The organism is Pigmentiphaga sp., from assembly GCF_033795525.1.
Lineage (GTDB): Bacteria > Pseudomonadota > Gammaproteobacteria > Burkholderiales > Burkholderiaceae_B > Pigmentiphaga.
In genome coordinates this window covers 1-22,863 of sequence record NZ_JARYGM010000009.1, presented here as the reverse complement: position 1 = coordinate 22,863, position 22,863 = coordinate 1, and the positions used below count along the sequence as shown (strand labels likewise).

The following is a 22,863-nucleotide window of genomic DNA, read 5'->3' as shown; positions in this document are numbered from 1 at the left end:
CCAGCATTCTCGCCGGCCCTGGCCATGGCACGCATCTTGAGTAGGAAGAAGTGCACTGCCCCGGCAGTTTCTCTTGGGAGTCCTTATGCTGTCCGACCAACACCGCGCCATCGTCAAAGCCACCGTCCCGCTTCTGGAAACCGGCGGCGAGGCGCTGACCACGCACTTCTACCGTCTCATGCTGGCCGAACATCCGGAAGTGCGGCCGCTCTTCAACCAGGCCCACCAAGCGAGCGGCGCCCAGCCGCGCGCGCTGGCCAACGGCGTGCTGGCCTACGCACGCCACATCGACGACCTTACCCCGCTGGGCGGCCTGGTCGGCCAGGTCGTGAACAAGCACGTCGGTCTGCAGATCCTGCCGGAACACTATCCCATCGTCGGCGCCTGCCTGCTGCGCGCCATCCGCGAAGTCCTCGGTCCGGACGTCGCGACGGACGAAGTGCTGGCGGCCTGGGGGGCGGCCTACCAGCAATTGGCATCGCTGCTGATCGGCGCGGAAGAACAATGCTATGCCGCCCAGGCGAAGGCCCCTGGCGGCTGGCGCGGCGCCCGTGCTTTCCGCGTGGCCCGCAAGGAGGCCGAGAGCGCCGAAATCACCTCGTTCTATCTCGTACCCGCCGACGGCGGCGCCTTGCTGGATTTCACGCCCGGCCAGTACATCGGCCTGAAGCTGTCGATCGACGGCACGGAAATCCGCCGCAATTATTCCCTGTCGGCGCCGCCCAATGGACGCGAATACCGCATCAGCGTCAAGCGCGTGGGCGACGGCGTGGCCTCCAATTATCTCCATGACCACGTGGGCGCAGGAGACACCATCGAAGTCTTCCCGCCGTCGGGCAATTTCACGCTGCAGGCGAGCGACAAGCCGCTGGTGCTGATCAGCGGCGGCGTCGGCATTACCCCGACCCTGGCCATGCTGGACGCTGCGCTGCGGACCTCGCGCCCGATCCACTTCATTCACTGCGCGCGCAATCGTGCGGTCCATGCGTTCCGGGACTACGTGGACGCGGCCGCCGCCAAGTTCCCGCGGCTCAAGCGCTTCTACTGCTACGACGAATATGATTCCGCCGCGCAGCGTCCCGACGCGACCGGCTGGCTGACGCGGGAACAGTTGGAGCAATGGCTGCCCCGGGAACGCGACATCGACGTCTATTTCCTCGGCCCCCAGCCTTTCATGCGTAACGTACGGCGCTACCTGAAGGAACTCAACGTGCCGGAAGCCCAAAGCCGCTACGAGTTCTTCGGACCGGCCTCGGCTCTATAAAAAAAACAGCTGTCCAGGCGCTCAGGCGAACAGCCGTGCCATGTCGAGCCCGCGGATGATCTGCGCCGTCGCCTCCACCAGCGGCGGCAGCGGTCCGCTGGCAGGCGTGGCCAGCGTCAGGTTGTTCATGATGGTCGGGTCGACGATGGTGGAAAACGTCAGGTAGTCCTGGCCCTGCATGTCGCTGAGCGCAGAGCGCGGGATGATGGTGAACATGCTTTCCTCGGTCATGGTTTCGAGGATGGTGTGGACGACGTCGACCTCGGCCACGATGTTCAGGGTCACGTTCAGTGCGCGGCAGGTCCGGTCCACCAACGCCCGTATCGTATTGGGCGCACTCGGCAGCACCAGCGGGTAGGCGCCGAGGTCCCCCGCGCGGACGTGGGGCGGCGGGACCGGCCGGCAGGCTTTTCCATAGGCGAGGACCAGGTCCTCCCGATAAATCGACTCATACCGCACCAGGGTGGAAGGCGGCGGGTCGTACAGCAGGGCCAGGTCCACCCTATCCTTGACCAGCCATTCGTTCATTTCCGAACTGAGGCCTTCGGCCAGCGTCAAGGCGGCGTCGGCATGCTGGCGGCGGAACGCCTGCACGATGTGCGGCGCCATCCTGCGCGCCACGCGGTGCGGCATGCCCAGCCGCACCTTGTTCTGCAACGGCGCACGAAACGCGCGCATGTCCTGCCTGGCGTGCTGGGCCAGCGCATCGATGGCCTTGGCATGTTCCAGGAAGCGTAGCCCGGCCTCGGTCGGTTCGACGCCCCGCCCGGTTCGCACCAGCAGGTGGTGGCGCAATTCGCCTTCGAGCAATTGGATCTGGCGGCTGAGCGAGGGCTGAGAAACGCCGAGCACCTCTCCCGCCCGGGAGAGGCTGCGCATTTCGCATACCACGATGAAGTACCGGATTTGCCTGAGATCCATGCGCCAATGGTATACGTTTTTTCTATATCAGAAGTCAGCACAGCCGCATTGCACGCAAGGCACCGCTTGCGCATGATGCCGGGTTCAAGAGCTCTCGTTCTCCGCCCATGCCTGATTGCGCACCTCCGCTTGCCCAGATCACGCCGCCGAGCCAAGCCCTGCCGGCGAATGCGTGCGATAGCCACTTCCACGTCTTCGGGCCCGCGGCCGTCTTCCCGTATGCCGACGACCGCCCGTATACCCCGCCCGATGCGCCGTTCGAACAACTGCGCGCTTTGCATCAGCGCCTCGGATTCCGCCGCGGGGTAATCGTGCACCCCGGTTGCCATGGCTACGACATGTCGGTCACGCTGGATGCGCTGGACCGCGGCGAGGGCCAATACCGGGCCGTGGCCCTGCTCGAGCCCGATGTCGACGAAGCCCGGATCGCCGAGCTCGATCGCCGTGGCGTACGCGCCGTGCGCTTCAATTTCGTGGCCCACCTGGCCAATGCCGGTTGGGATGAACTCGAACGGATCGCGCCGCGTATCGCGCCCTTCGGCTGGCATGTATGCATCCATTCGGATCAGGCCTCGCTGCTGGGCCTGCTGCCTCGCCTGCGCACCTTGCCGGTCCCGTTCGTGATCGACCATATGGGACGGGTAGCGGCAGCCGAAGGCACCGGCGGCGAAGCCTTTCGTGCGCTGCTGGCCTTGCGCGGCCATCCCGGCGCCTGGATCAAGATATCGGGTCTGGACCGGGCCTCCAGCACCGGTGCGCGCCCCTTCCGCGACGCCGAACCGCTGATGGCGGCCTTGCTCGAGACCATGCCCGACCGCCTGCTGTGGGGCACCGATTGGCCTCACCCCAACGTGCGCGGCGACATGCCGGACGACGGCGAATTGCTCAACACCTTTCTGCGGCTTTGCCCGGATCCGGCCATGCAACGGCAAGTCCTGGTCGACAACCCCGACCGGCTCTACCGTTTCGCGCCCTGAACGAATTCACCACTTGCCCAGCGGACCCTGTTCCGCGTGGCACAGATAAACAGGAGACCTGAATGTCCCGACTCCACCCGCCCGAGCTCGAGCAGATGTCCGACCACCAGCGCCGCGTCTACGACGCAATCGCGTCGGGCCCGCGTGGCAAGGTGCGCGGACCGCTGGCGATCTGGCTGCATCGACCCGGCCTCGCTGAACACGCGCAGGCGTTGGGCCAGTACTGCCGCTACGACTCCAGCCTGCCGCCGCGGCTGTCCGAGTTGGCCATCCTCACCATGGCCGCGCTGTGGCGCGCGCCCTTCGAGTGGTGGGCGCACCATCCGATCGCGCTGAAAGCCGGACTGGACCCCGCCATCGCCGAACAGATCCGGGCCGGCATCACGCCCGTGTTCTCGCAGCGCGACGAATCGGTCGTGTACCGCTTCGTGCATGAGCTGGTGGAAACGCGCCAGGTATCGGACGCGCTGTACCAGGAAGCCGTCGAGGTGCTGGGCACGGACAGCGTCGTCGACCTGGTCGGCATGGCGGGCTACTACACGCTGATATCGATGACGCTCAGCGTGTTCGAGATTCCGCCGCCCGACGGCAGCACCGTCGAGTTCGGCCGCTGAACCCCTCCCATACAACGACGAGACGCGAAGGACAGACTATGACAGGCCGATTGGAAGGCAAGATTGCAATCGTGACCGGTGCCGGGAGCGTGGGCCCCGGCTGGGGCAACGGCCGCGCGATCGCGTACCGGTTCGCCCAGGAAGGCGCGCGGGTTTTCGCCGTGGACCTGGACCCGGCCGCCATGGAAGAAACCGTGTCGCGCGTGCGCGAGATCGGCGGGGAAATCGCCATCTGGCGCGCGGACGTGACGTCTTCGGACGCCGTGCGCGACATGGTGCGCGCATGCGTCGATACCTGGGGCGGCGTGGACATCCTGGTCAACAACGTGGGCGGCTCCCGCAAGGGCGGCCCGGTCGACCTGGACGAGGCGGCCTGGGACGCGCAAATCGACTTCAACCTCAAGAGCGTCTACCTGTGCTGCCGCCATGTGCTGCCGGTGATGGAGGAACAGGGAGGCGGCGCGATCGTCAACATCGCCTCGACCTCGGGCATACGCTGGACCGGCTCGGCCCAGGTCGGCTATTCCAGTGCCAAGGCCGGCGTGATCCAGTTGTCGCGCGTGGTCGCGCTCGAATACGCCAAGAAGAACATCCGCTGCAATACCGTCATCCCCGGCCAGATGCACACGCCTATGGTCGAGGTGCGGCTGGCCGGCCAGCGCGCAGGCGGCGACGTCGATAAACTCCTGGCGCAGCGCCAGGCACGCATCCCGCTGCCCTTCATGGGCGACGGCATCGATACGGCCAACGCCGCGCTGTTCCTGGCATCGAACGAGGCCCGGTTCATCACCGCGGCCGAGATCGTCGTCGATGGAGGCATGAGTGCTCGCTGTGACTGACGCACCTACCCGCTACCCGGATCCCGCCGTCATCGCGCTGGACCCGCGCTTCGAAAAGCTCGTGCTGCCGCTGGCGGCGGTCGAACGCCTGGCGACCGGATGCCGCTGGGCCGAAGGCCCGGTATGGTTCGGCGATGGCCGCTACCTGCTCTGGAGCGACGTGCCCAACGACCGCATCATGCGCTGGGACGAAATCACCGGCCAGACCCATGTCTGGCGGCCCGTGTCGGGACACGCGAACGGCAATACCCGCGATCGCCAGGGGCGGCTGATTACCTGCGAACACCAGGGGCGCCGGGTGACCCGCACCGAGCACGACGGCCGCATTACCGTGCTGGCCGAGCGCTACCGCGGCAAACGCCTGAACTCTCCCAACGACGTGGTGGTCAAGTCCGACGGCTCGATCTGGTTCACCGACCCGCCCTTCGGCATCATCGGCTACTACCAGGGCGAAAAGGCGGAACAGGAACTGCCGGCCGCCATCTACCGGATCGATCCGGACAGCGGCGAAATCGCACTGGTGTGCGACACCGTCAATGGTCCCAACGGCCTGGCATTCTCGCCCGACGAAAAACGCCTCTACGTCATCGAATCGCGCTCCCGCCCGCGCAATGTGCTGGTATTCGACGTGGCCGATGAAGGCCGCAGCCTGGGCCCCCAGCGCGTGCTGTTCGATGCCGGCGAAGGCACACCCGATGGCTTCCGTGTCGACGTGGAAGGCAACCTGTGGTGCGGCTGGGGCATGGGCACGCCCGAACTCGACGGCGTGCGTATCTATTCACCCCATGGCGAGCTGCTGGGCCGCATCGCGCTGCCCGAACGCTGCGCCAACCTCTGCTTCGGCGGCAAGCACCGCAACCGCCTGTTCATGGCGTCGTGCACGTCGATTTATTCATTGTTCGTCAATACCCAGGGCGCGGCCGGCGGTTGAACGCCGGTGCCCGGATCTTCAAAACGATAAAGGAGAACACCATGTTCCATCCGAACCGATTCCGCATCATGGGCCCGCTCGCGGCGGCCCTCCTCGGCCTGGCCGCGTTTGGCGCTCAGGCCCAGTCCGTCACCAGCCTCGTCGTCGCCTTCCCGCCGGGCGGGCCGGCCGACTCGCTGGCGCGCGTCGTGGCTACGCAGCTGGAGAAGGAGCTCAAGCAGACCGTGGTCGTCGAGAACAAGCCCGGCGGCAACGGCGCCATCGCGGCCAGCCAGGTCGCCCGCGCCCGCCCCGATGGGCAGACGCTGTTCCTCAGCTCCGTAGGCGCGATCTCGATCAACCCGGCCCTTTACCCCAAGCTGATCTACGACCCCGCCAAGGACTTCGCCCCGGTGTCGCTGCTGGTCTCCACACCCGAAGTGCTGATCGTCGGACCGGGCAGCCCCAGCAAGACGGCCAAGGACTTCGTCGCGCGTGCCAAGTCCCAGAAGGGCGTCACCATGGCTTCGTCCGGCGTGGGCAGCATGCCGCACATGGCCATCGTGCAACTGAAGCTGTCCACCCAGGCCAATGTCCTGCACGTTCCCTACAAGGGCGCCGCGCCCGCCATCACCGATACCATCGGTGGACAGGTGGACGGTTTCATCGGCGACATATCGGGCCTGATGTCCAACATCAAGGCGGGCAAGGTCAAGGCGCTGGCCATCGCCGCGCCCAAGCGCTCGAGGCTGCTGCCCGACGTGCCGACCTTCGACGAACTGGGCGTGCCCAACGTCTATGCCAACAACTGGTATGGCCTGTTCGCCCCGAAGAACACACCTGCCGACAAGATCGCCTCGCTGAACGCCGCGGTGCAAAAGGTGATGTCTTCGCCCGAACTCAAGGCCTATGCCGATGCGAGCGGCGTGGAACTCTCCCCCACGACGCCGCAGGAGTTCGGCGACATGATCGCCGAGGACACCAAGAAGTGGGGCGACCTGATACGCGCCGAAGGGATTACGGCAAACGAGTAATCGGCAAGCCTCAGGCCGGACCGCTTCGGGCATTCGAGGCCGAAGGCTTGAGCAGCTTGCTCCAGCGGGTGATCTCTTCGCGGAGAAAATTGTCGAATTCTTCCGGAGACGACACCCGCACTTCGCCATCGATGACCTCGAGCCGCTTGGCTACTTCCGGATCAGCCAAGCTGGTGCGCAATGCGCCATTGATCTTGTCAATGATAGGCCGGGGCGTACCGGCCGGTGCGAGAACGCCCCACCAGACCACCGCCTCGAAATTCTTCACCCCTTGCTCGTCGATGGTCTTGACGTCCGGCGCCGACTGCAGTCGCCGCAAGCCCGACGTCGCCACCAGCTTGGCGCGGCCGCTGTCCAGATGCGGCTTTATTTGCGACAACCCGGTGAAAGCGAGATCGACCTGTCCACTGGCCACCGCCAGCATCGCCGGACCCGCGCCGCGATAGGGAACCTCGAGCAGGTTTGCCTGCGTCGCCTCGCGAAACAACACCATCGCCAAATGCGTGGCGGACCCTTCCCCCGACGTGGCAATGCTCACCTTTCCCGGCTGCTTGCGCGCCAGCTCGAGCAATTGGGGAATGTCGTTGACCGGCAGCGACGATCGCGCCGCCAGCCCCATCGCATAAGTGATGACCAAACCCACCGGCGCAAAATCGTCGGGCGTCTTGTAGGGCAGGCTGGGCAGCAGCGTGGGGTTGGTGGCCAGCGCCGGACTGGCGATCAACAATGTGTAGCCGTCCGGGTCCGCCTTGGCCACCGCCTCGGTGCCGGTAACGGTATTGCCGCCGCCCCGGTTGTCGATGATGACGGGCTGCTTGAGCGTGGCCGAAAGCTTGTCGGCAAACGCACGGGCAATGAAATCGCCTCCGCCGCCGGCGGCAAAGGGCACCACGATGCGTATGGGGCGATCGGGATAGTTGTCGGCCGGTGCGGCGTGAAGCGGCCACGCCAACCCGGCCAGGCACGCCGCGGCAATGAGGGTTTTCATCTCGTCTCCTGGTGAGCGGCTGCCTGCCGCCTCGATTGAAAAGCCAAAAAATCCAAAATAGTGGACGATTACATCCAAATAGTGGACGAAAACAACTTTTCCTGGGCACAATTGTGCGCCACCAGACCCGGCAAGTAAATAGCGCAATCATGAAAGCTCCGCTCGAGGTTTTGAACAGCTATCGGCCCCACGACGGGACTTTGCACGATGCTTTCCAAAGCCGCTGCGAAGTGCGCGCGGAAGAGCTGTTCCTGGTGCAGGACGGCACGCGCTGGACCTGGCGCGAGTTCGGCGTGCGCTACGAACGGCTGGCGCGCGCCCTGGCCGCGCGCGGAATAGGCCACGGCATGCGCGTGGCGGTGGTGGGCCGCAACGACAAGGCGCACGTGCTCGCCTTGTTCGCCCTGTCCCGTCTAGGCGCCATCATGGTGCCGGTCAACCCCGAATTCGGCCCGCGCGAAATGGACTATGCGCTGCGGCATGCCGAGGTACACGGCGTATTGGTCGCACAGCAGCTGAAGGACCGTGTCGAGCCGATCGCCGCAACGCTTCCCGCTCCGGCCTGGGTGATGACCACCGATGGCCCTGCCGATGATCCCGCATCCATGATCGCGGCCATGGCGGCGGCGGCCCTGCAGGCATTGCCCGCGCCCGGCAGTCCGGCCGATACCTGCGTCATCATCTATACCTCGGGCACCACGGGTTTTCCCAAGGGCGTCATGCATAGCCAGTTCAACCTGGTGACGGCGGGCGAAGCCAACGTCGAACGTGTCCATCTGCAGCCGCAGGACCGCATCATGGTCATCCTGCCTTTTTTCCACATGAACGCCCTGTTCTACTCCGTGGGCGGTGCGCTGGCCTCGGGCGCCAGCCTGATCGTCGTGCCGCGGTTTTCCGCCTCCTCCTTCTGGCATACGGCGGCGGACCATGGCGCTACCGTGGTCAACATCATCGAGGCCATCGGCACCATCCTGGTGGCCCGCGACCGCAGCGAGTACCGGCCGGACCACCGGTTGCGCGTGGTCTACGGCATACGCAAGAAGTCCGCGCCGGTGTTCCGCGAGGAATTCGGCATTGCCCATCTGTTCTCCGGCTTCGGCATGACCGAGATCCCTGGCGTGACCTGCAATCCCTACGATGGCCCCGACAAGGTCGGCAGCATGGGCGTGGTCGCCTCGCATCCGGATCCATCGCGTCCATGGGCGCGATGCCGCGTGGTCGACGATGCCGGCAACGATGTGGGCGTGGATGAAGTCGGGGAACTCTGGGTCGCCACGCCCATCGTCATGCAAGGCTATTTCCGCGACCCCGAACAGACCGCCCAGGCGTTCGAAGGCGAATGGCTCAAGACCGGCGACCTGGTGCGGCGCGATGCCGACGGCTTTTTCTTCCATATCTCGCGCAAGAAAGACATCATCCGCAGGCGCGGCGAAAACATCGCCGCCGCCGAACTGGAAATGGTAATCAACGAACACCCGTCGGTGTTCGAAAGCGCCGCGCTGGCCGTGCCCTCCGAACTGGGCGAAGACGAAATCCTGGTCGTGGTCGCGCCGCGCCCGGGCGCCGCATTGGCCGCCGCCGACATCGCCGGCTGGTGCCGCGAGCGGCTGGCCGCGATCAAGGTGCCGCGCTACGTGGCCCTGATACCCGAACTGCCCCACACCCCCACGCACAAGATCGCCAAGAACCTGCTGCGGGACGACCCGCGCGTCAAGGCCGCCACGATCGACCTGCAGGCTTGAACGATCGACGCAACGATATCCGGAGAACACCGCCATGGCCGCACGCAAACCCCTCAGGACCGACATCTGCTGGAGCACCGAGAAGACGATCACCATCAAGGGCCTGGACCTGTGCCAGGACGTCATGGGCAAGGTCTCGCTCGGCGACATGGCCTTCCTGGAACTGACCGACCGCCTGCCCAACGAGCGCGAATCGCGAGTCTTCAATGCCCTGGCGGTCATCCTGGTCGAACATGGCATGACGCCCAGCGCCATCGTCACCCGCATGACCCTGTCCGGCGCCCCCGAAGCCATGCAGGCCGCCGTCGCCGCGGGCCTGAGCGGGCTGGGCAGCGTCTTCGTCGGCAGCATGGAAAACGCCGCGCGCATCCTGCAGGAAGCCATTCCGGATCCGTCCTCCCCTGGCGACATCCAGGCCCTGGCCGACCGCATCGTCGACGACCACGCCAAGCGCACAATTCCCGGCATCGGCCACCACATCCACAAGCCGCAGGACCCGCGTGCGCCGCGCCTATTCGAGATCGCTGCCGAGAATGGCTACGACGGCCCCTACGTCGCCCTGATGAAAGCCGTGGCCGATACCGCGACCGCGAGGCTGGGCAAGAACCTGCCTGTGAACGCAACCGGTGCCATCGCCGCCGTGGCCAGCGAGCTGGGCATCCCCTGGAAAGTCGTCCGCGGCATAGGCGTGATGTCGCGCGCGATCGGGCTGGTGGCGCACGTGCTGGAAGAACTCCGCAACCCCATGGCGCGCGACATCAAAGCCATGGTGGAAGAGCAGGCAACCGCGCACCTGCGCTGAGCGCACCGTTGGCGAGCGGAGCAAGCGGCCGGTCGCACGCCTGCCGCCCGGCCGTCCGCACTAACGGGAGGCGGGAGGCAGCCTTACACGCGCTTACAGCCTGCCGCGTGCCGTAGCGGAAAGTTTGCCTTGCCGCGGGTCTAATAAGCCAAGCAACAGGAGTAAGCATGGCTTCGCATGACGCCGCGATGCCCGGCATCGCCTTGAATCGTTTTGGCTTGGGCGCGCGGCCGTCCGAGCCGCCGCCTGCCGCCTCGAAAGACTGGCTGTTCGCGCAATTCGATCAGTATGACGCGCGTCCCGGCCCCTGGAGGGCGCAGCCGCCCAGCGGCCGCATCATCGGCGAATACGTTCCCCGGCAACGGGAACTCCGGACTACCAGCCAGGACGCTCAGCCCGCGGCGCGCGAAGCCTTGCGCAAAGCGCAGCGCCAGCGCTATCTGGACGCCATAGACATGCGGACGTTATCAGCCCTGGAGGCGCGTGCGCCTTTTGTCGAGCGGCTGGTGCACTTCTGGTCCAACCACTTCGCCATCTCGGCCGATAACCCGGCCGTATCGATGCTGGCCGGCAGCTTCGAAGCCGATGCCATCCGGCCCCATGTCCTGGGCCGTTTCGAGGATATGCTGCTGGCCGTGGAACGCCATCCGGCAATGTTGCTGTTCCTGAACCAGAATACCTCTATGGGTCCGAATAGCAAGGTGGCGGCCAGGAACGCCCGCCGCAACCCCGGGCAGCAGCGCGGGCTGAACGAGAACCTCGCCCGTGAAATCATGGAGCTGCACACGCTGGGCGTGCGCAGCGGCTACAGCCAGGCCGACGTCACGGAACTCGCGCGGGCCCTGACCGGGTGGTCGGTGGCCGGCATGGGCGCGCCTGACACCGCAAAGCCGGGGGTGGCGCTGAACGAAGACACGGGCTACGCCTTCCATGCCGACCGCCACGAGCCCGGCAGCCGGAAAATCATGGGCCGCCGTTACGACCAAGCGGGTCAACGGCAGGCAGCCGCCGTCCTCCAGGACCTGGCCCGCTCGCCCGCCACGGCCCGCCACGTGGCCACCAAACTGGCCCGGCACTTTGCCGGCGACAATCCGCCACCCGCGATGGTGGAACGCCTGGCCCGGGCCTATCTGGACCATGATGGGGAACTGGTCCCCGTCTATCGGGCACTGGTCGAATCGCCCGAGGCCTGGCGCCCGGAGGCCGCCAAGTTCAAGACGCCTTGGGAATGGATGATTTCTTCGCTGCGCGGGCTGGGCAGGACCGACCTGCATGGCCTGAGGATGCCGGCTTTGATGCAACAGTTGGGCCAGCCGCTGTGGCGGCCGGGCTCGCCGGCCGGCTACGACGACATTGCCGCCAGCTGGGCCGCGCCCGATGCGCTCATGCGCCGGGTAGAGCTTGCCGGACGATTGGCCAGCCAGGCGGAAACCGGTATCGACGCCCGCCGCCTGGCTCCGCAGCTGCTTCCCGGCACGCTGAGCGAAGCAACCGCCACGGCACTGGGACGCGCCGAATCCGGGACGACGGCCATGGCGCTGCTGCTCGTATCCCCCGACTTCCTCAGGAGGTAGGAATGACCTTCGTATATTCCCGGCGCCGCTGGCTGCAACAGGCGTCCTTGGGCGCCGCGGCCGCCCTGCTCGCGCCGCGCATGGTCTTCGCGCGGGCGCAGACCGACCGGCGTTTCATCTTCATCATCCAACGCGGCGCGGCAGATGGCTTGAACACGGTCATCCCCTATGCCGACCCGGCCTATGCCTCGCTACGCCGTGAACTGGCGATCGCGGCGGATTCCGCCACCAAGCTGGACGGCACCTTTGCGTTGCACGCCTCGCTGGCTTCGACTGCCGGCCTCTACCAGAGCGGTGAAGCGCTGTTCGTGCATGCCGTGGCGTCTCCCTACCGCGAACGTTCCCATTTCGACGGGCAGAATGTGCTGGAAACCGGAGGCAGCCGCCCCTACCAGCGCAAGGACGGATGGTTGAACCGGCTGCTTGGCCTGCTTCCCAAACAGGATGCCGAAGCGGTCGCCCTGGCGCCAACCGTTCCCCTCGCGCTGCGCGGCCAGGGCCGGGTCGCATCCTACGCGCCCTCGGCCCTGCCGCCACCTCCCGATGACCTGTTGCTGCGCGTAGAGGCGCTATACGAGTCGGACACGCAACTGCACAAGCTATGGACCGCCGCCATGCAGGCGCGCGACATGGCCGGCGAGACCAAGGCACGCCAGAACCCGGCCGAACTCGGCAAGCTCGCCGCCACTTTCCTTGCGCGTCCCGACGGACCCCGCGTTGCGATGATAGAGACGGGAGGCTGGGATACGCATGCCGGGCAGAACGCCCGCCTCGCGGCGCAACTGAAAAATCTCGATACGCTGATCGCGGCGTTGAAGGAGCATCTCGGCGCGGCATGGAACCAGACCGTCATCCTGGTGGCGACCGAATTCGGCCGCACCGCGGCCGCGAACGGAACCGGCGGCACCGACCATGGCACGGGCTCGGCTGCCATGCTGATAGGCGGCGCGGTACAAGGGGGCCGGATCATCGCCGATTGGCCGGGACTGGACAAGGCAAATCTTCGCGAGGCCAGGGACCTGCGCCCCACCCTCGGCCTGCATACGCTGATCGCTCACGCAGCCGCCGAATGCTATGGCCTGGAGGCGCAGCAAGCCTCGCGCACGCTTTTCCCCGGAATAGCGGCGGAAGACCGGCTTCCCCGGCTGCTGAAAGCGTGAGCCGGTATGCCGAAGGATAGAATCGGGATCTTCCGCCCGGATTCCTGCCATGCCGAACGACCGCTCCATGCCCTTCGCGCCGCCCAAGAGGCAAGCCGCATCCAGGCGCAATACGCTCCTGTGGATCTTCGATCCCCTGGAGCGGAACCCGAGCTACCTGCTCAAGCCCATGTTCGGCTGCCAGGCAGCGTATCTAGAAGGGCGGCTGTGCCTGGTGGCAGCCGACCGGGGCGACCCGTGGAATGGCCTGCTGGTATGTACGTCCCACGACCACCACGCATCGCTGAGGCAGGAAATGCCGGCCCTGCGGCCCCACCCCGTGCTGCCCAAGTGGCTCTACCTGCCCCAGGACGACGCGGCATTCGAAACGATCGCGGCCCGGGTGGCGGAACTCGTGCTGGCCGGCGATCCGCGCGTGGGCGTAGAGCCCAAGCCGCGCGCGACGGGCCGGTCAAACAATCGCCCCCGTGTCTAGGCGAGCGGGCCCAGCATGCCATCCGCGATCCGCTGCGCGGTATTGGCCGAGTCGGTCATGCCGAGATGGCCGTGGCCGACAGCCAGCCAAAGTCCCGGCACAGCTGCCGGTCCGATGACGGGTATCGAGTCGGGCATGCAGGGCCGATGGCCCATCCAGTACGTCGCCGTCGCGGCATGCAGCCCGTCGAAGCTTGCACGAACTATGTGTTCGAGCAGGCTGGCGCGGCGCATATCCGGGGGGCGCTCGAGGCCCGCGATTTCCACCGTGCCGCCCACTCGCAGCCCGTCCTCCATGGGAGCGAGGAATATCTTCCGGTCGGCCAGAACCACTGAACGGGATACCAATCCGGCGCAGCCCGTGAACTGCGCATGGTAGCCGCGCTGGCTCTCCAGCGGCAGCCGTACCCCGAGCGGATCCAGCAGGCGTGCCGACCACGCGCCGGCCGCCACCACTATCCTGGAAAACCGTTCGCTGCCGCGCCCGGAAATCAGCTCCCAGCCTTCCCCCCCGCGCTTGAGCATGCGCACCTCGTCGCGCCGGACCTCGCCACCGCAGGTGGCGAACGCGCGCACGATGGCTTGGACGTAGCGCAGCGGATTGAGGATGGTGCCATCGTTGGGCAAAAACACGCCGACCTTATAGCGCTCACCCACATGCGGTTCCAGTTCCAGGATGCCCGGGCGGTCGAGCAGCGTGAAGGGGAGGCCGTGCGAAGCACGCAACCGCCACGCGGCATCATCCTTGGCATGGGCACGGCTGTCAGGGTAGAGATGCAGCTGGCCACGCTGCAGAATAAGCTCCGGGACACCGACCTCGCGAGCAAGGGCTTGGTGCGCCCTGACGGCGCCAGCGTGCAGGCGCGCCAGCGTGCACGACGCTTCCGCGATCTTCGCGGCGCGGGCCGACGCCAGGAACCGGAGCAGCCAGGGTAGTGCACGAGGCAGGTAGGCAAGAGGCAGGAAGAGCGGGCTTTCGGGATCGCGCAGCATGCTCGGTAGCGAAGCCAGAACGCCGGGCATGGCCAGCGGGGCGACAGAGCTCATGCTGATCGCGCCCAGGTTGCCGAAGCTGCAGCCGCGGCCCGGTTCGTCACGGTCGATCAGCACGACGTCGGCGCCACGACGGCGCAAGGCATAAGCGATACAAGCGCCGACGATGCCGGCACCTACCACCGCGATGCGCTGTTCCGGGCCAGGCGATGCGGCAGCTGCTATCCGCATATCTCGCGGAACACGCGCAAGTAGTTCGCGCCGACGATCTTGACGACGGTGGATTCAGCCATACCCCGGCGCAGCATGGCCGCGGTCAGGTTAGGCCACTTGTCCCAGGTTTCCATGTCCAGGGTCTGGGCGTTCGGGTCGAAGCGGTCCTGCGGACGCCAACCCACCCAGTTGAAACTGCCGCTCTCGGGCCTGATCATCGACGGCGTCCAGGCCAGCGCGTTGTAGTAGGGCTTGCCCCAATCGGTGCCGATGCCGACATGGTCTTCGCCCATCACGTCGACCAGGTGCTGGAGGTGGTCGACGACGGTGTCGAGCGTGGCCCAGGTGGGCGGCTTGCCGTACTTCTCGGCGCGGCCGTCGCCCTCGGCAGGCAAGATGAAGGCCGGCAGCGTCACCACGCCGGCGTAGCCTCCGCTATCGGCAATGCCCTTCAGGACATCGTCGGGCAGACCGCGGGGATGTCCGCTCAGCGCGCGGGCGGCGGTATGGGTAGCCACGACCGGCGCCTTGGACGCGGCAACGGCATCGCGTGCGGTGTTCGCGCTGGCGTGCGAGAGGTCGACCATCATGCGCTGCGCATTCATCTTTTCGATCAGCGCTGCGCCGAAGCGGCTGAGACCGCCGTCGTTCGTCTCCAGGCAGCCATCGCCGAAGCGTGTACGCAGGTTGTAGGTGAGCTGCATGCTACGCACGCCCAGTCCGTGCAGGACTTCCACCCGGTCGAGGTCGGCCCCGACCGGTTCGGCATTCTGCAGGTTGTACATGACCGCGTGGCGGCCGTCGCGATGCGCGGCCTCGAGTTGCGAGGCATCGGTGGCCAGCGTCACCTGTCCGCCCAGCGCGGCCATGAGGGTTTCGGCGCGCCGCGCGCTGGCGATGGTCGCATCCAGGGCGGTGTCGGGCGGACCCGATGCGTAGAGAGTGTAGTTGCATGCCGTGACACCCGAGCGCCGCCAGTACGAAAGATAGGTTTCGCGTGTTTCCGCATCGTGCGCGCACTGGGCGATGAGGTGTTCGGCCATGGCCTTCTTGATCGCGGGGCGCGAGCCGCCCTGAGCCTGCACGGCCTTGCCGACCTCGAGCATGGCAGGCGTCAGCGCCCATTCGTCAACGAAGCTGGGCGCAAGCGAATCGATGACGATGTGTTCGGCGTGAATGCGGCGGGCGGTCTCCTCTGCCTGCGCCGCCGTGGGAGTCGGTCTGTTCATGGGTGCCCCCGTGTCATTGCGGTTGGATGCCGGCCAAGGAAACCAGCTCCTTCAGCTTCGTGATGTCCTGCTTGATGATCGCCGCGTACTCCTCCGGCGTGCCGCCCAGCGGACGGGCGCCCGCTGCCTGCATCTGCCGGATCGTCTCGGGAGATTTCAGGATCGCGTTGATCTCGCGGTTGAGCCGATCCACGATACTGCGCGGGACATCGGCCGTCGTGAGCACGCCTTGCCAGCTCCTGACCGCGTAGCCTGGCAGACCCGTTTCGTCGCAGGTCGGCGCATCGGGCAGCAGCGCGCTGTGCCGGACGTCGCCCAGGCAGACCACCTTGAGATTGCCGTTTCTCAGGTAGGGCAGGTAGGCGGTAACCGCGTCGATGGACGCTTTGACCTCTCCCGAAGCGATATCGCGAATGGCTTCGCCCGTACCCTTGTAGGGCACGTGATTCACCTTGATGCCCGCCATGCTGGTGAACAAGACCTGCGCCATATGGCTGGACGAACCGATGCCGGTCGAAGCCATGGTGACCCCTCCCGGGTTCGCCTTTGCGTACGCGATGAACTCAGCTGCGCCACGCACGGGCAGGGATGGGTGGACGATCAGCGCGTTGAGCGTGGTGGTCACCGTGGTGATGGGCTGGAAGTCGGCCACGGGATCGAAGGGCAGAGACTTGTAGAGCGCAGCGTTGATAGCATGGGCCGCCGAGGTGTACAGGATGGTGTAGCCGTCGGCGGGCGCCTTGGCCACGGCACTGGCCGCGATGCTGCCACCGGCGCCGGGACGGTTCTCCACGATGACCGATTGCCCGAGTCGCTCGGACAAGTGCTGGGCGATCATGCGCGCGGACAGGTCTGTGGCGCCGCCGGCGGAGAATCCGACCAACATGCGGATCGGCCGGCTGGGGTAGTCGTCGACCGCGCCCGCGCCGGGCGCGAAGGCCAGCCCGCCCGCCAGGACAGCGGCCATCGATACCTCCAGAGAGAACTTCAAGCTCCACGCTGTTGCATGTTTCATGATCCTTCCCCCGGTTTCGAGCACTATCATTTCCGTGGATGCGCTGCTGTCCCCAGCATACCGACGCCGAGATACCCGATCCAATCCTGTTTTTTTCTGAACCTATAAAAATCTCATATACCCATCCCGCCATGTTCAAAGTGCGTCAGCTCGAGGCTTTCCACGCAGTAATGGTCGCGGGGACCGTGACAGGTGCTGCCGTCCGGCTCGGGCTGTCGCAGCCCGCTATCAGCACCCTGATCGCGGGGCTGGAGTCCGACCTCGGCTTCAGCCTGTTCGTACGCGAGAAGAGCCGCCTGCAGCCCACCGATGAGGCCAAGTATCTCCACGGCGCGGTAGTGGCCGGGCTACAGGGGCTGGGCAGCATAGAGCAGCTCGCGGCCGACATCCGCGATGCAAAGGCGGGCAGCCTGCGGATCGCCGCGCTCCCGATGTTGGCGCTCGAGTTCCTGCCGCGCGTCGCTGCGCATTTCATACGGGACTATCCCGATGTCCACGTCACGTTGCAGGCACGCAGCTCGCCCACGGTGGTGACCCTGGTCACCACGCAGCAGTTCGACATCGGATTTTCCGAGACGGCGTACGATCCTGGCTGGGTGGACGCCGAAAAGCTGCGCCTGCGCTGCGTCTGCGTCGTGCCGGCGCAGCATCCGCTGGCTCGCAACGAGGTGATACGTCCGGCCGATTTGAGCGGACAGCCCATCGTGACCGCGCCGCGCGACCACATCCGTACGCAGCGCCTGCAAGAGTTGTTCGCCGAAAACGGCGCCACCCTGTCCATCAAGGTCGAGACGCCGCTGTTCGCGTCGATGTGTGCGTTCGTGACCGAAGGCGTGGGCTACAGCATTGTCGATCCCGTCACGGCCCATGACTTCTCCGGCCGCGGCCTGGTCGCACGCCGGTTCGAGCCAGCGTTCTTCAATGATTTCGCCATGCTGTTTCCGGCGGGCAAACCGCGCTCGCTCGTCACGCAGGCGTTCGTGCGCCTAGTTGCCAAGTTTCTGAAGGACTACGACTAGCGCCCTGCCCAAATCGGGGGCCGGGAAGGCGTCAGTTGGAAGCGACCAGTAATTCCTCGCCGCTCCTGGGCGGGCGCAAGCCGTCCGTCCTGCCCGCGAAATAACGCCGGGCGAGGTCCTCGCCGGAGACGTGCCGGGCATCCTTGAAACCGGCGTCCCGTGCCGCGGCGAGCATTTCCGCCGCCGTAAAGAAACTCAGGAAAGGCGTCCCGCTGGCGCGCGCGCCCCGTGCGGCCATCTCGAATCCGGGCCGCACCTCGGGGTCTGCCAATTCGAGCGGAAGCAGGAAAGTCATGGCCAAGGTGGAGCCGGGCGCCAGGCTCGCCGCGTCGCGCAACATGGCCAATACCGCACCCCGGGTCAAGTACATGCTGACGCCGGTCGAGGCGATCACCGCCGGCTTGCGGGCGTCGAAACCGGCGGCCAGCAACGCCTCCCGCCAGGAGCCCCCTTTCTCGAAATCGACCGGCGCGAAGCGCAGCCAATCCGGGATACCCAGGCCGAGCGCCTGCAGCCGTTCGCGCTTCCATGCCTGCGGGCCCGGCTGGTCGACCTCGAATACCGTGAGTCGTCCCGCCATCTCCGGCCGGCGTTGGGCGAAGCTGTCCAGGCCGGCGCCGAGAAGTACGTATTGATCCACACCGCGTGCCGTCTGCTCAATGACCAGATCCTCGACGAAACGGGCGCGAGCGAGAATAGACGCGCGAAACAGCCGCGTCCCTTCAGGGTGCATATCGGGACGGCTTTGCCAGCCGGGCTCCGGAGCCACCAGCTTCACGCCCACGTCGTCGGCCAGCACATGCGGCGGCCGGTCGACTTTGAGATGCAAGGCACGCCACAAGGCCACGCGTATGGCCGTACTGTCTGGCTGTCCTGTCGTCTGGTCCACCCTCTTCCCCTCCTCTTCGGCGCCGCGGGCGCGCCATAACGGGCGCTCCGGGCCCTGCCGCGACGCTTCAGTGTAGCGCCCCGCGGCACTTGCCGAACCGCTGAAATACGCGGTTGTTACGTTAACGGGGCTACAGCCTACAGGAACGGCTGTTACCCTATAAAGAGGCCTCGGCTACTCGGCGGCGCGCGGCCTGTCTACCTATGGCTATACCAAAAGGAGGATCTGCATGTCCGACACGCCCTTCGGCGCTTTCTTCGGCGAAATCCGGTTTCTCGGCATCCCGCTGGCCAATTGGGTACTGGCGGCAATCGTCGCCGTTGTCGTGTTCGTGGTGGCGCGCCTGGCCATCCGCTTCGTCAGGCGACGCCTGCAAGCCCTGACCCAGATGCAGGACACCAGCATAAGCGCGCTCATCGCCGATATCGTCTCGGCCACCAGCAACGTCCTGCTCGCCCTGGCCGCGCTGCTCATCGGGGCGACGGTGCTCGACCTGCCCGAACGCTGGAGCGGTCGCGTCAGCAGCCTCTGGTTCGTCGTCGCCATCCTGCAGGTGGCATTGTGGGCGCATCGCGGGATCACCCATGGCCTGCGCGCGTACTTCCGCCGGCACACCACCAGCCAAGCCACGCAGATGACCGCGATGGCCTCGCTGTCGATATGGGCCGCGAAGGTGGTGCTCTGGACCATCGTGCTGCTGGCGATGCTCTCGAACATGGGCGTCAACATCACCGCCTTCGTCGCGAGCCTCGGCGTGGGTGGCATCGCCGTCGCCCTGGCCGTGCAGAACATCCTGGGCGACTTGTTCGCATCGCTGTCCATCGCGGTCGACAAACCCTTCGAAGTCGGCGATTTCATCGTGGTCGGCTCCATGGCCGGCACCGTCGAGCACGTCGGCCTGAAAACCACGCGCATACGGGCCCTGAGCGGCGAGCAGATCGTCATGTCGAACACCGGCATGCTCGATGCCACAATCCAGAACTACAAACGGCTGCGCGAACGCCGCATCGTGTTCCAGTTCCGCCTGACCTACGACTCCACGCCCGAGCAGCTGCGGCAAGTGCCTGGCATCGTCGAGAAGATCATCCGCGAGCAAGACCAGACTCGATTCGATCGTGCCCACTTCAAGGGCTTCGGCGAAAGCTCGCTGGACTTCGAAGTCGTCTATATCGTGCTCGATCCGGGCTACAACCTCTACATGGACATCCAGCAAGCCATCAATCTTGCCATGATGGAGGCTTTTGACGAGCTGGGCGTCTCGTTCGCCTTCCCGTCGCGCACACTGTACGTGGCGTCGCTGCCAGAAGCGGCGGCCCTGCCGGCCGTCCCGCGGCCGGGCGCGGAAGCGGCGCCGGCGGCGAGCGCATAAAGGGCCAGGCAGCGACAGACTCGTACAGCTGCCGGCAAAAACAAAGGCCAGCTTTTGAGGGCTGGCCTTCGTGCTTGGGTCCATGGTGCCGGTGAAAGGAATCGAACCCTCGACCTTCTCATTACAAGTGGCAGAATAAGAACGTTGATTGGTGTTGATGACCGTTGAAAAATATCGATAAATTAGTTATTTATCAATGACTTATATTTGCAACACCGCATCATCGACATTGATCGAACATGAACGAAATGGGACAATTTGGGGTACATTAGGGGTACACAGAGGGTACACAGAACCATGTCCCGCGTTCGACTCACCCCCAAACGTATCGACGATTTCACCTGTCCGCCCGGCAAACAACAGGCCTTCCTACGAGACTCGGAACAGCCAGGACTCGGACTGCGCGCGACCGCCGGCAGCAAGACCTTCATATTCCAAGGCAAGCTCGCAGGCGAAGTCGTGCGCATGAGCATCGGCGACCCCAAGACCTGGACCGTTGAAGAAGCGCGTAAAGAGGCACGTCGTCTCAAGGCCATCATAGATGCTGGGCGCGATCCTCGACAGGAAAAGGCAGAACGCATCGCCGCCGAACAAAAGGCCTACCGACAGACAGTTCAGGCGCGACAGCTAGCGCTTGTCGCCTGGGACGAGTATGTACAGACCCGGGCCCCACACTGGACCGCCCGCTACACAGAAGACCACAGGCGGGCCGTAAGCCCCGGCGGGACACCGATCACTCGTGGCCGACGGCCAGGAATGGGCTCCAAGACCCAGCCCGGCATCCTGCATGAGCTGCTGTCGCAGCCGTTAAATGAAATCCGTCGGGATAAAGTGATCCGTTGGTTGGATGCCAACGCGGCAATCAGGGCTGAGGCAACCAAGCGCGCTCTCGCCATGCTGCAAGCGTTCATCGCCTGGTGCGCGGATCGGCCGGCGTACCAGGACCAGGTACACGCAAACGCCTGTACCGGATTGACCCGCGCGTTACCCAGAGGCAAGGCCCGTACCGACTGTTTGGAACGAGAACAACTCGCAAATTGGTTCAGTGCAGTTCGCTCGCTCAGCAACTTCGTGATTTCGGCCTACTTACAAGCCCTGCTGCTGACAGGGGCTCGTAGGAATGAGCTCGCGAGCCTGCGCTGGGAAGACGTGGATTTCAAATGGAATCGACTGACGCTGCGGGACAAGGTGGAAGGCGAGCGCACAATCCCGCTGACGCCCTATGTTGCCCAGCTTTTCCGAGAGCTCAAGCGGATCAACGACACCCCTCCACCAGAATGGAGGATTCTCCACGGCAAGCGTATCCAAAATGACCTGCAAAACTGGAAGCCCTCGCCGTGGGTCTTCGCCAGCCGCACGGCCGCAAGTGGGTTCATCCAAGAACCACGCAACGCACATAGTCGCGCTCTCAAGATCGGCGGGCTGCCGGCAATTTCGCTGCATGGCCTCCGGCGCAGTTTCGGTACCCTCGCCGAATGGGTCGAGGCCCCCGCTGGTGTAATCGCCCAAATTCAAGGGCACAAACCCAGCGCCATCGCGGAGAAACACTACCGTCGTCGTCCTCTCGACCTGCTTCGACAATGGCACACGAAGATCGAAACCTGGATCCTGACGGAGGCAGGCATCTACCCTCCCGCTACCCAGACTGAGGCACCCAAGAATCAGGCGACTCCCTTACACTTAACAGCTGCCGCCTAGCTGCAGCGACGATTCACCCGTTGTTCTACCTTGCGCAGGAGTGCAAGACGTAGAACCTCTTGAATGAGGTACCTATGTTGCGCACTTCCGTCCAGCACACAGACCAAGCACCCGCCACGCATTCCCCGCTTGAACTTCCCCGTAAGTGGCTCACGACCGCCGAGGTCGCCTGGCTTTTTGGCCTTAAGCCGGAATCCCTGGTCGCGGCACATTGTCGAAACGGCAACTGGAACGGGATTCGGCCGGTAAAGATGCCGAATCGGCGATTGATGTGGCCATCGGACGACGTACAGAAAATACTCGCCAGGTAGTGAGGGTCAGGAGCCCGTCAAACCCCGTACTTCTCAAGGCCCTAGAATCGATCGGGTACGACAAGAAGATCAATGATGTGGCGATCCCGCTTACAGAGCGGTGACCTCACTCTGTCTGGACGTCACCCCGAAACACTTTCGACCGATGCCACGCGAGATACTTGAGATGCCTGTCGGACAATGGAACATTACGTAGTAGCCGGTCATCGAGCCCCAACCGCTGCCTATGCTCATATTCCAACTGCCTGGAATAGATCATTCGGCCATCGTCAGAAAATGTGATCAACCCCTTGTCGAAGAGCGCATCGAGATGGGGAGCAAGCAACAAGCCGTTAAATACGTCGAGTCGCTCCTCATCGGTCTCGCATTCCGCCCAGGGCTTGATATGCGACGCGCGTAGCACCTCAGCGAGGGTCAAGCCGGTGACTGAGCTGCCCCACGAATTTCGTCTTCCAACGTAGTCGTCGTAGGATCGACACAACGAGAGGAAGAACAACGTGAAGCGCATCCCGAAACAGGAGTACACGGCTGAGTTCAAGGAGCAGGCCGTCAAGCGAGCTGACGAGGTCGACAGCATCGGCCGTGTTGCCGAGGGACTGGGGTTGGTTGTGATTCTCTTCCTTTACGTCGAGTTTATACGCGACCGATGGAAGGCGATATTTCAGGGGAAGCTCAGACCATGTCAAAGTGCCTCCGATGTGTCATACTCGGAACTGGCCTACTTAGTCGTCCCTGAAATATTCATTTCAGCGGTTATTTGTGCGTTTCATGCCGCCAAGAGCCACAGCTTCCGAACGCCGAGACTGTCATTCAAGCGGTCACCAGGCC

At 65.0% G+C, this 22,863-nt stretch carries 22 protein-coding genes; 15 read left to right on the top strand and 7 right to left on the bottom strand.

Annotated elements, in window-relative coordinates; genetic code table 11:
- The first annotated feature begins 85 nt into the window (after positions 1-85).
- Positions 86-1,264: an NO-inducible flavohemoprotein gene (hmpA, locus tag QHC78_RS17050; protein WP_319746653.1), complete on the top strand. Its 1,179-nt coding sequence runs from the start codon at positions 86-88 to the stop codon at positions 1,262-1,264.
- Positions 1,265-1,285: 21 nt separating this feature from the next.
- On the opposite strand, the gene QHC78_RS17045 is transcribed toward hmpA, so the two are convergent.
- Positions 1,286-2,185, bottom strand: coding sequence for a LysR family transcriptional regulator (locus QHC78_RS17045; RefSeq protein ID WP_319746651.1), 900 nt, complete (start codon positions 2,183-2,185; stop codon positions 1,286-1,288).
- Positions 2,186-2,292: 107 nt separating this feature from the next.
- Between QHC78_RS17045 and QHC78_RS17040 the strand changes: the two genes are divergently transcribed.
- From QHC78_RS17040 to QHC78_RS17020, 5 genes are all read left to right on the top strand, one after another.
- Positions 2,293-3,162, top strand: a complete 870-nt coding sequence (locus tag QHC78_RS17040; RefSeq protein ID WP_319746648.1) for an amidohydrolase family protein — start codon at positions 2,293-2,295, stop codon at positions 3,160-3,162.
- Positions 3,163-3,224: 62 nt separating this feature from the next.
- Positions 3,225-3,776 carry a carboxymuconolactone decarboxylase family protein gene (locus QHC78_RS17035; RefSeq protein WP_319746646.1) on the top strand — a complete coding sequence of 184 codons (552 nt, stop codon included), beginning with the start codon at positions 3,225-3,227 and terminating at the stop codon, positions 3,774-3,776.
- 38 nt (positions 3,777-3,814) lie between these two features.
- Complete coding sequence (locus QHC78_RS17030; RefSeq protein ID WP_319746644.1) at positions 3,815-4,615, top strand: SDR family NAD(P)-dependent oxidoreductase; 801 nt, start codon at positions 3,815-3,817, stop codon at positions 4,613-4,615.
- Positions 4,608-5,546: an SMP-30/gluconolactonase/LRE family protein gene (locus QHC78_RS17025; protein ID WP_319746826.1), complete on the top strand. Its 939-nt coding sequence runs from the start codon at positions 4,608-4,610 to the stop codon at positions 5,544-5,546. Before QHC78_RS17030 ends, QHC78_RS17025 begins: the two co-directional genes overlap by 8 nt.
- Before the next feature lie 41 nt (positions 5,547-5,587).
- Positions 5,588-6,559, top strand: coding sequence for a Bug family tripartite tricarboxylate transporter substrate binding protein (locus tag QHC78_RS17020; protein WP_319746643.1), 972 nt, complete (start codon positions 5,588-5,590; stop codon positions 6,557-6,559).
- Positions 6,560-6,569: 10 nt separating this feature from the next.
- Here QHC78_RS17020 and QHC78_RS17015 read toward each other — a convergent pair whose 3' ends face one another.
- Positions 6,570-7,547 carry a Bug family tripartite tricarboxylate transporter substrate binding protein gene (locus QHC78_RS17015; protein ID WP_319746641.1) on the bottom strand — a complete coding sequence of 326 codons (978 nt, stop codon included), beginning with the start codon at positions 7,545-7,547 and terminating at the stop codon, positions 6,570-6,572.
- A 149-nt stretch (positions 7,548-7,696) separates the two neighbouring features.
- On the opposite strand from QHC78_RS17015, the gene QHC78_RS17010 reads away from it, so the two are divergent.
- The 5 genes from QHC78_RS17010 (at position 7,697) to QHC78_RS16990 (ending at position 13,300) form a co-directional block, all read left to right on the top strand.
- The gene (locus QHC78_RS17010; protein ID WP_319746639.1) at positions 7,697-9,289 is read left to right on the top strand and encodes a class I adenylate-forming enzyme family protein; all 1,593 of its coding nucleotides are present in this window, start codon (positions 7,697-7,699) and stop codon (positions 9,287-9,289) included.
- Positions 9,290-9,323: 34 nt separating this feature from the next.
- Positions 9,324-10,091 carry a citryl-CoA lyase gene (locus tag QHC78_RS17005; RefSeq protein WP_319746637.1) on the top strand — a complete coding sequence of 256 codons (768 nt, stop codon included), beginning with the start codon at positions 9,324-9,326 and terminating at the stop codon, positions 10,089-10,091.
- Between the two features lie 167 nt (positions 10,092-10,258).
- Positions 10,259-11,665, top strand: a complete 1,407-nt coding sequence (locus QHC78_RS17000; RefSeq protein ID WP_319746636.1) for a DUF1800 domain-containing protein — start codon at positions 10,259-10,261, stop codon at positions 11,663-11,665.
- Positions 11,666-11,667: 2 nt separating this feature from the next.
- On the top strand, positions 11,668-12,825 hold the full coding sequence (locus QHC78_RS16995) for a DUF1501 domain-containing protein (RefSeq protein ID WP_319746634.1): 1,158 nt from the start codon (positions 11,668-11,670) through the stop codon (positions 12,823-12,825).
- A gap of 49 nt (positions 12,826-12,874) precedes the next feature.
- The gene (locus QHC78_RS16990) at positions 12,875-13,300 is read left to right on the top strand and encodes a hypothetical protein (protein WP_319746632.1); all 426 of its coding nucleotides are present in this window, start codon (positions 12,875-12,877) and stop codon (positions 13,298-13,300) included.
- On the opposite strand, the gene QHC78_RS16985 is transcribed toward QHC78_RS16990, so the two are convergent.
- From QHC78_RS16985 to QHC78_RS16975, 3 genes are read right to left on the bottom strand one after another with little or no spacing between them, the layout of a single operon-like run.
- Positions 13,297-14,523: an NAD(P)/FAD-dependent oxidoreductase gene (locus QHC78_RS16985; protein WP_319746630.1), complete on the bottom strand. Its 1,227-nt coding sequence runs from the start codon at positions 14,521-14,523 to the stop codon at positions 13,297-13,299. The genes QHC78_RS16990 and QHC78_RS16985 overlap by 4 nt on opposite strands.
- Positions 14,514-15,734 carry a dipeptidase gene (locus tag QHC78_RS16980; RefSeq protein WP_319746628.1) on the bottom strand — a complete coding sequence of 407 codons (1,221 nt, stop codon included), beginning with the start codon at positions 15,732-15,734 and terminating at the stop codon, positions 14,514-14,516. Before QHC78_RS16980 ends, QHC78_RS16985 begins: the two co-directional genes overlap by 10 nt.
- A gap of 13 nt (positions 15,735-15,747) precedes the next feature.
- The gene (locus QHC78_RS16975) at positions 15,748-16,749 is read right to left on the bottom strand and encodes a Bug family tripartite tricarboxylate transporter substrate binding protein (RefSeq protein ID WP_319746626.1); all 1,002 of its coding nucleotides are present in this window, start codon (positions 16,747-16,749) and stop codon (positions 15,748-15,750) included.
- A 131-nt stretch (positions 16,750-16,880) separates the two neighbouring features.
- On the opposite strand from QHC78_RS16975, the gene QHC78_RS16970 reads away from it, so the two are divergent.
- Positions 16,881-17,768: a LysR substrate-binding domain-containing protein gene (locus QHC78_RS16970; protein ID WP_319746624.1), complete on the top strand. Its 888-nt coding sequence runs from the start codon at positions 16,881-16,883 to the stop codon at positions 17,766-17,768.
- Positions 17,769-17,799: 31 nt separating this feature from the next.
- On the opposite strand, the gene QHC78_RS16965 is transcribed toward QHC78_RS16970, so the two are convergent.
- Positions 17,800-18,657, bottom strand: coding sequence for a class I SAM-dependent methyltransferase (locus tag QHC78_RS16965; RefSeq protein ID WP_319746622.1), 858 nt, complete (start codon positions 18,655-18,657; stop codon positions 17,800-17,802).
- Between the two features lie 229 nt (positions 18,658-18,886).
- On the opposite strand from QHC78_RS16965, the gene QHC78_RS16960 reads away from it, so the two are divergent.
- Together QHC78_RS16960 and QHC78_RS16955 are read left to right on the top strand one after the other, a co-directional pair.
- On the top strand, positions 18,887-20,026 hold the full coding sequence (locus tag QHC78_RS16960; protein ID WP_319746620.1) for a mechanosensitive ion channel family protein: 1,140 nt from the start codon (positions 18,887-18,889) through the stop codon (positions 20,024-20,026).
- A 297-nt stretch (positions 20,027-20,323) separates the two neighbouring features.
- On the top strand, positions 20,324-21,724 hold the full coding sequence (locus QHC78_RS16955; protein WP_319746618.1) for a tyrosine-type recombinase/integrase: 1,401 nt from the start codon (positions 20,324-20,326) through the stop codon (positions 21,722-21,724).
- Between the two features lie 417 nt (positions 21,725-22,141).
- Here QHC78_RS16955 and QHC78_RS21165 read toward each other — a convergent pair whose 3' ends face one another.
- Positions 22,142-22,543: an HNH endonuclease gene (locus QHC78_RS21165; protein WP_413816484.1), complete on the bottom strand. Its 402-nt coding sequence runs from the start codon at positions 22,541-22,543 to the stop codon at positions 22,142-22,144.
- On the opposite strand from QHC78_RS21165, the gene QHC78_RS16950 reads away from it, so the two are divergent.
- Positions 22,533-22,863 (top strand): hypothetical protein (locus QHC78_RS16950; protein WP_319746616.1); only part of this gene is annotated, 331 nt, incomplete at its 3' end. The genes QHC78_RS21165 and QHC78_RS16950 overlap by 11 nt on opposite strands.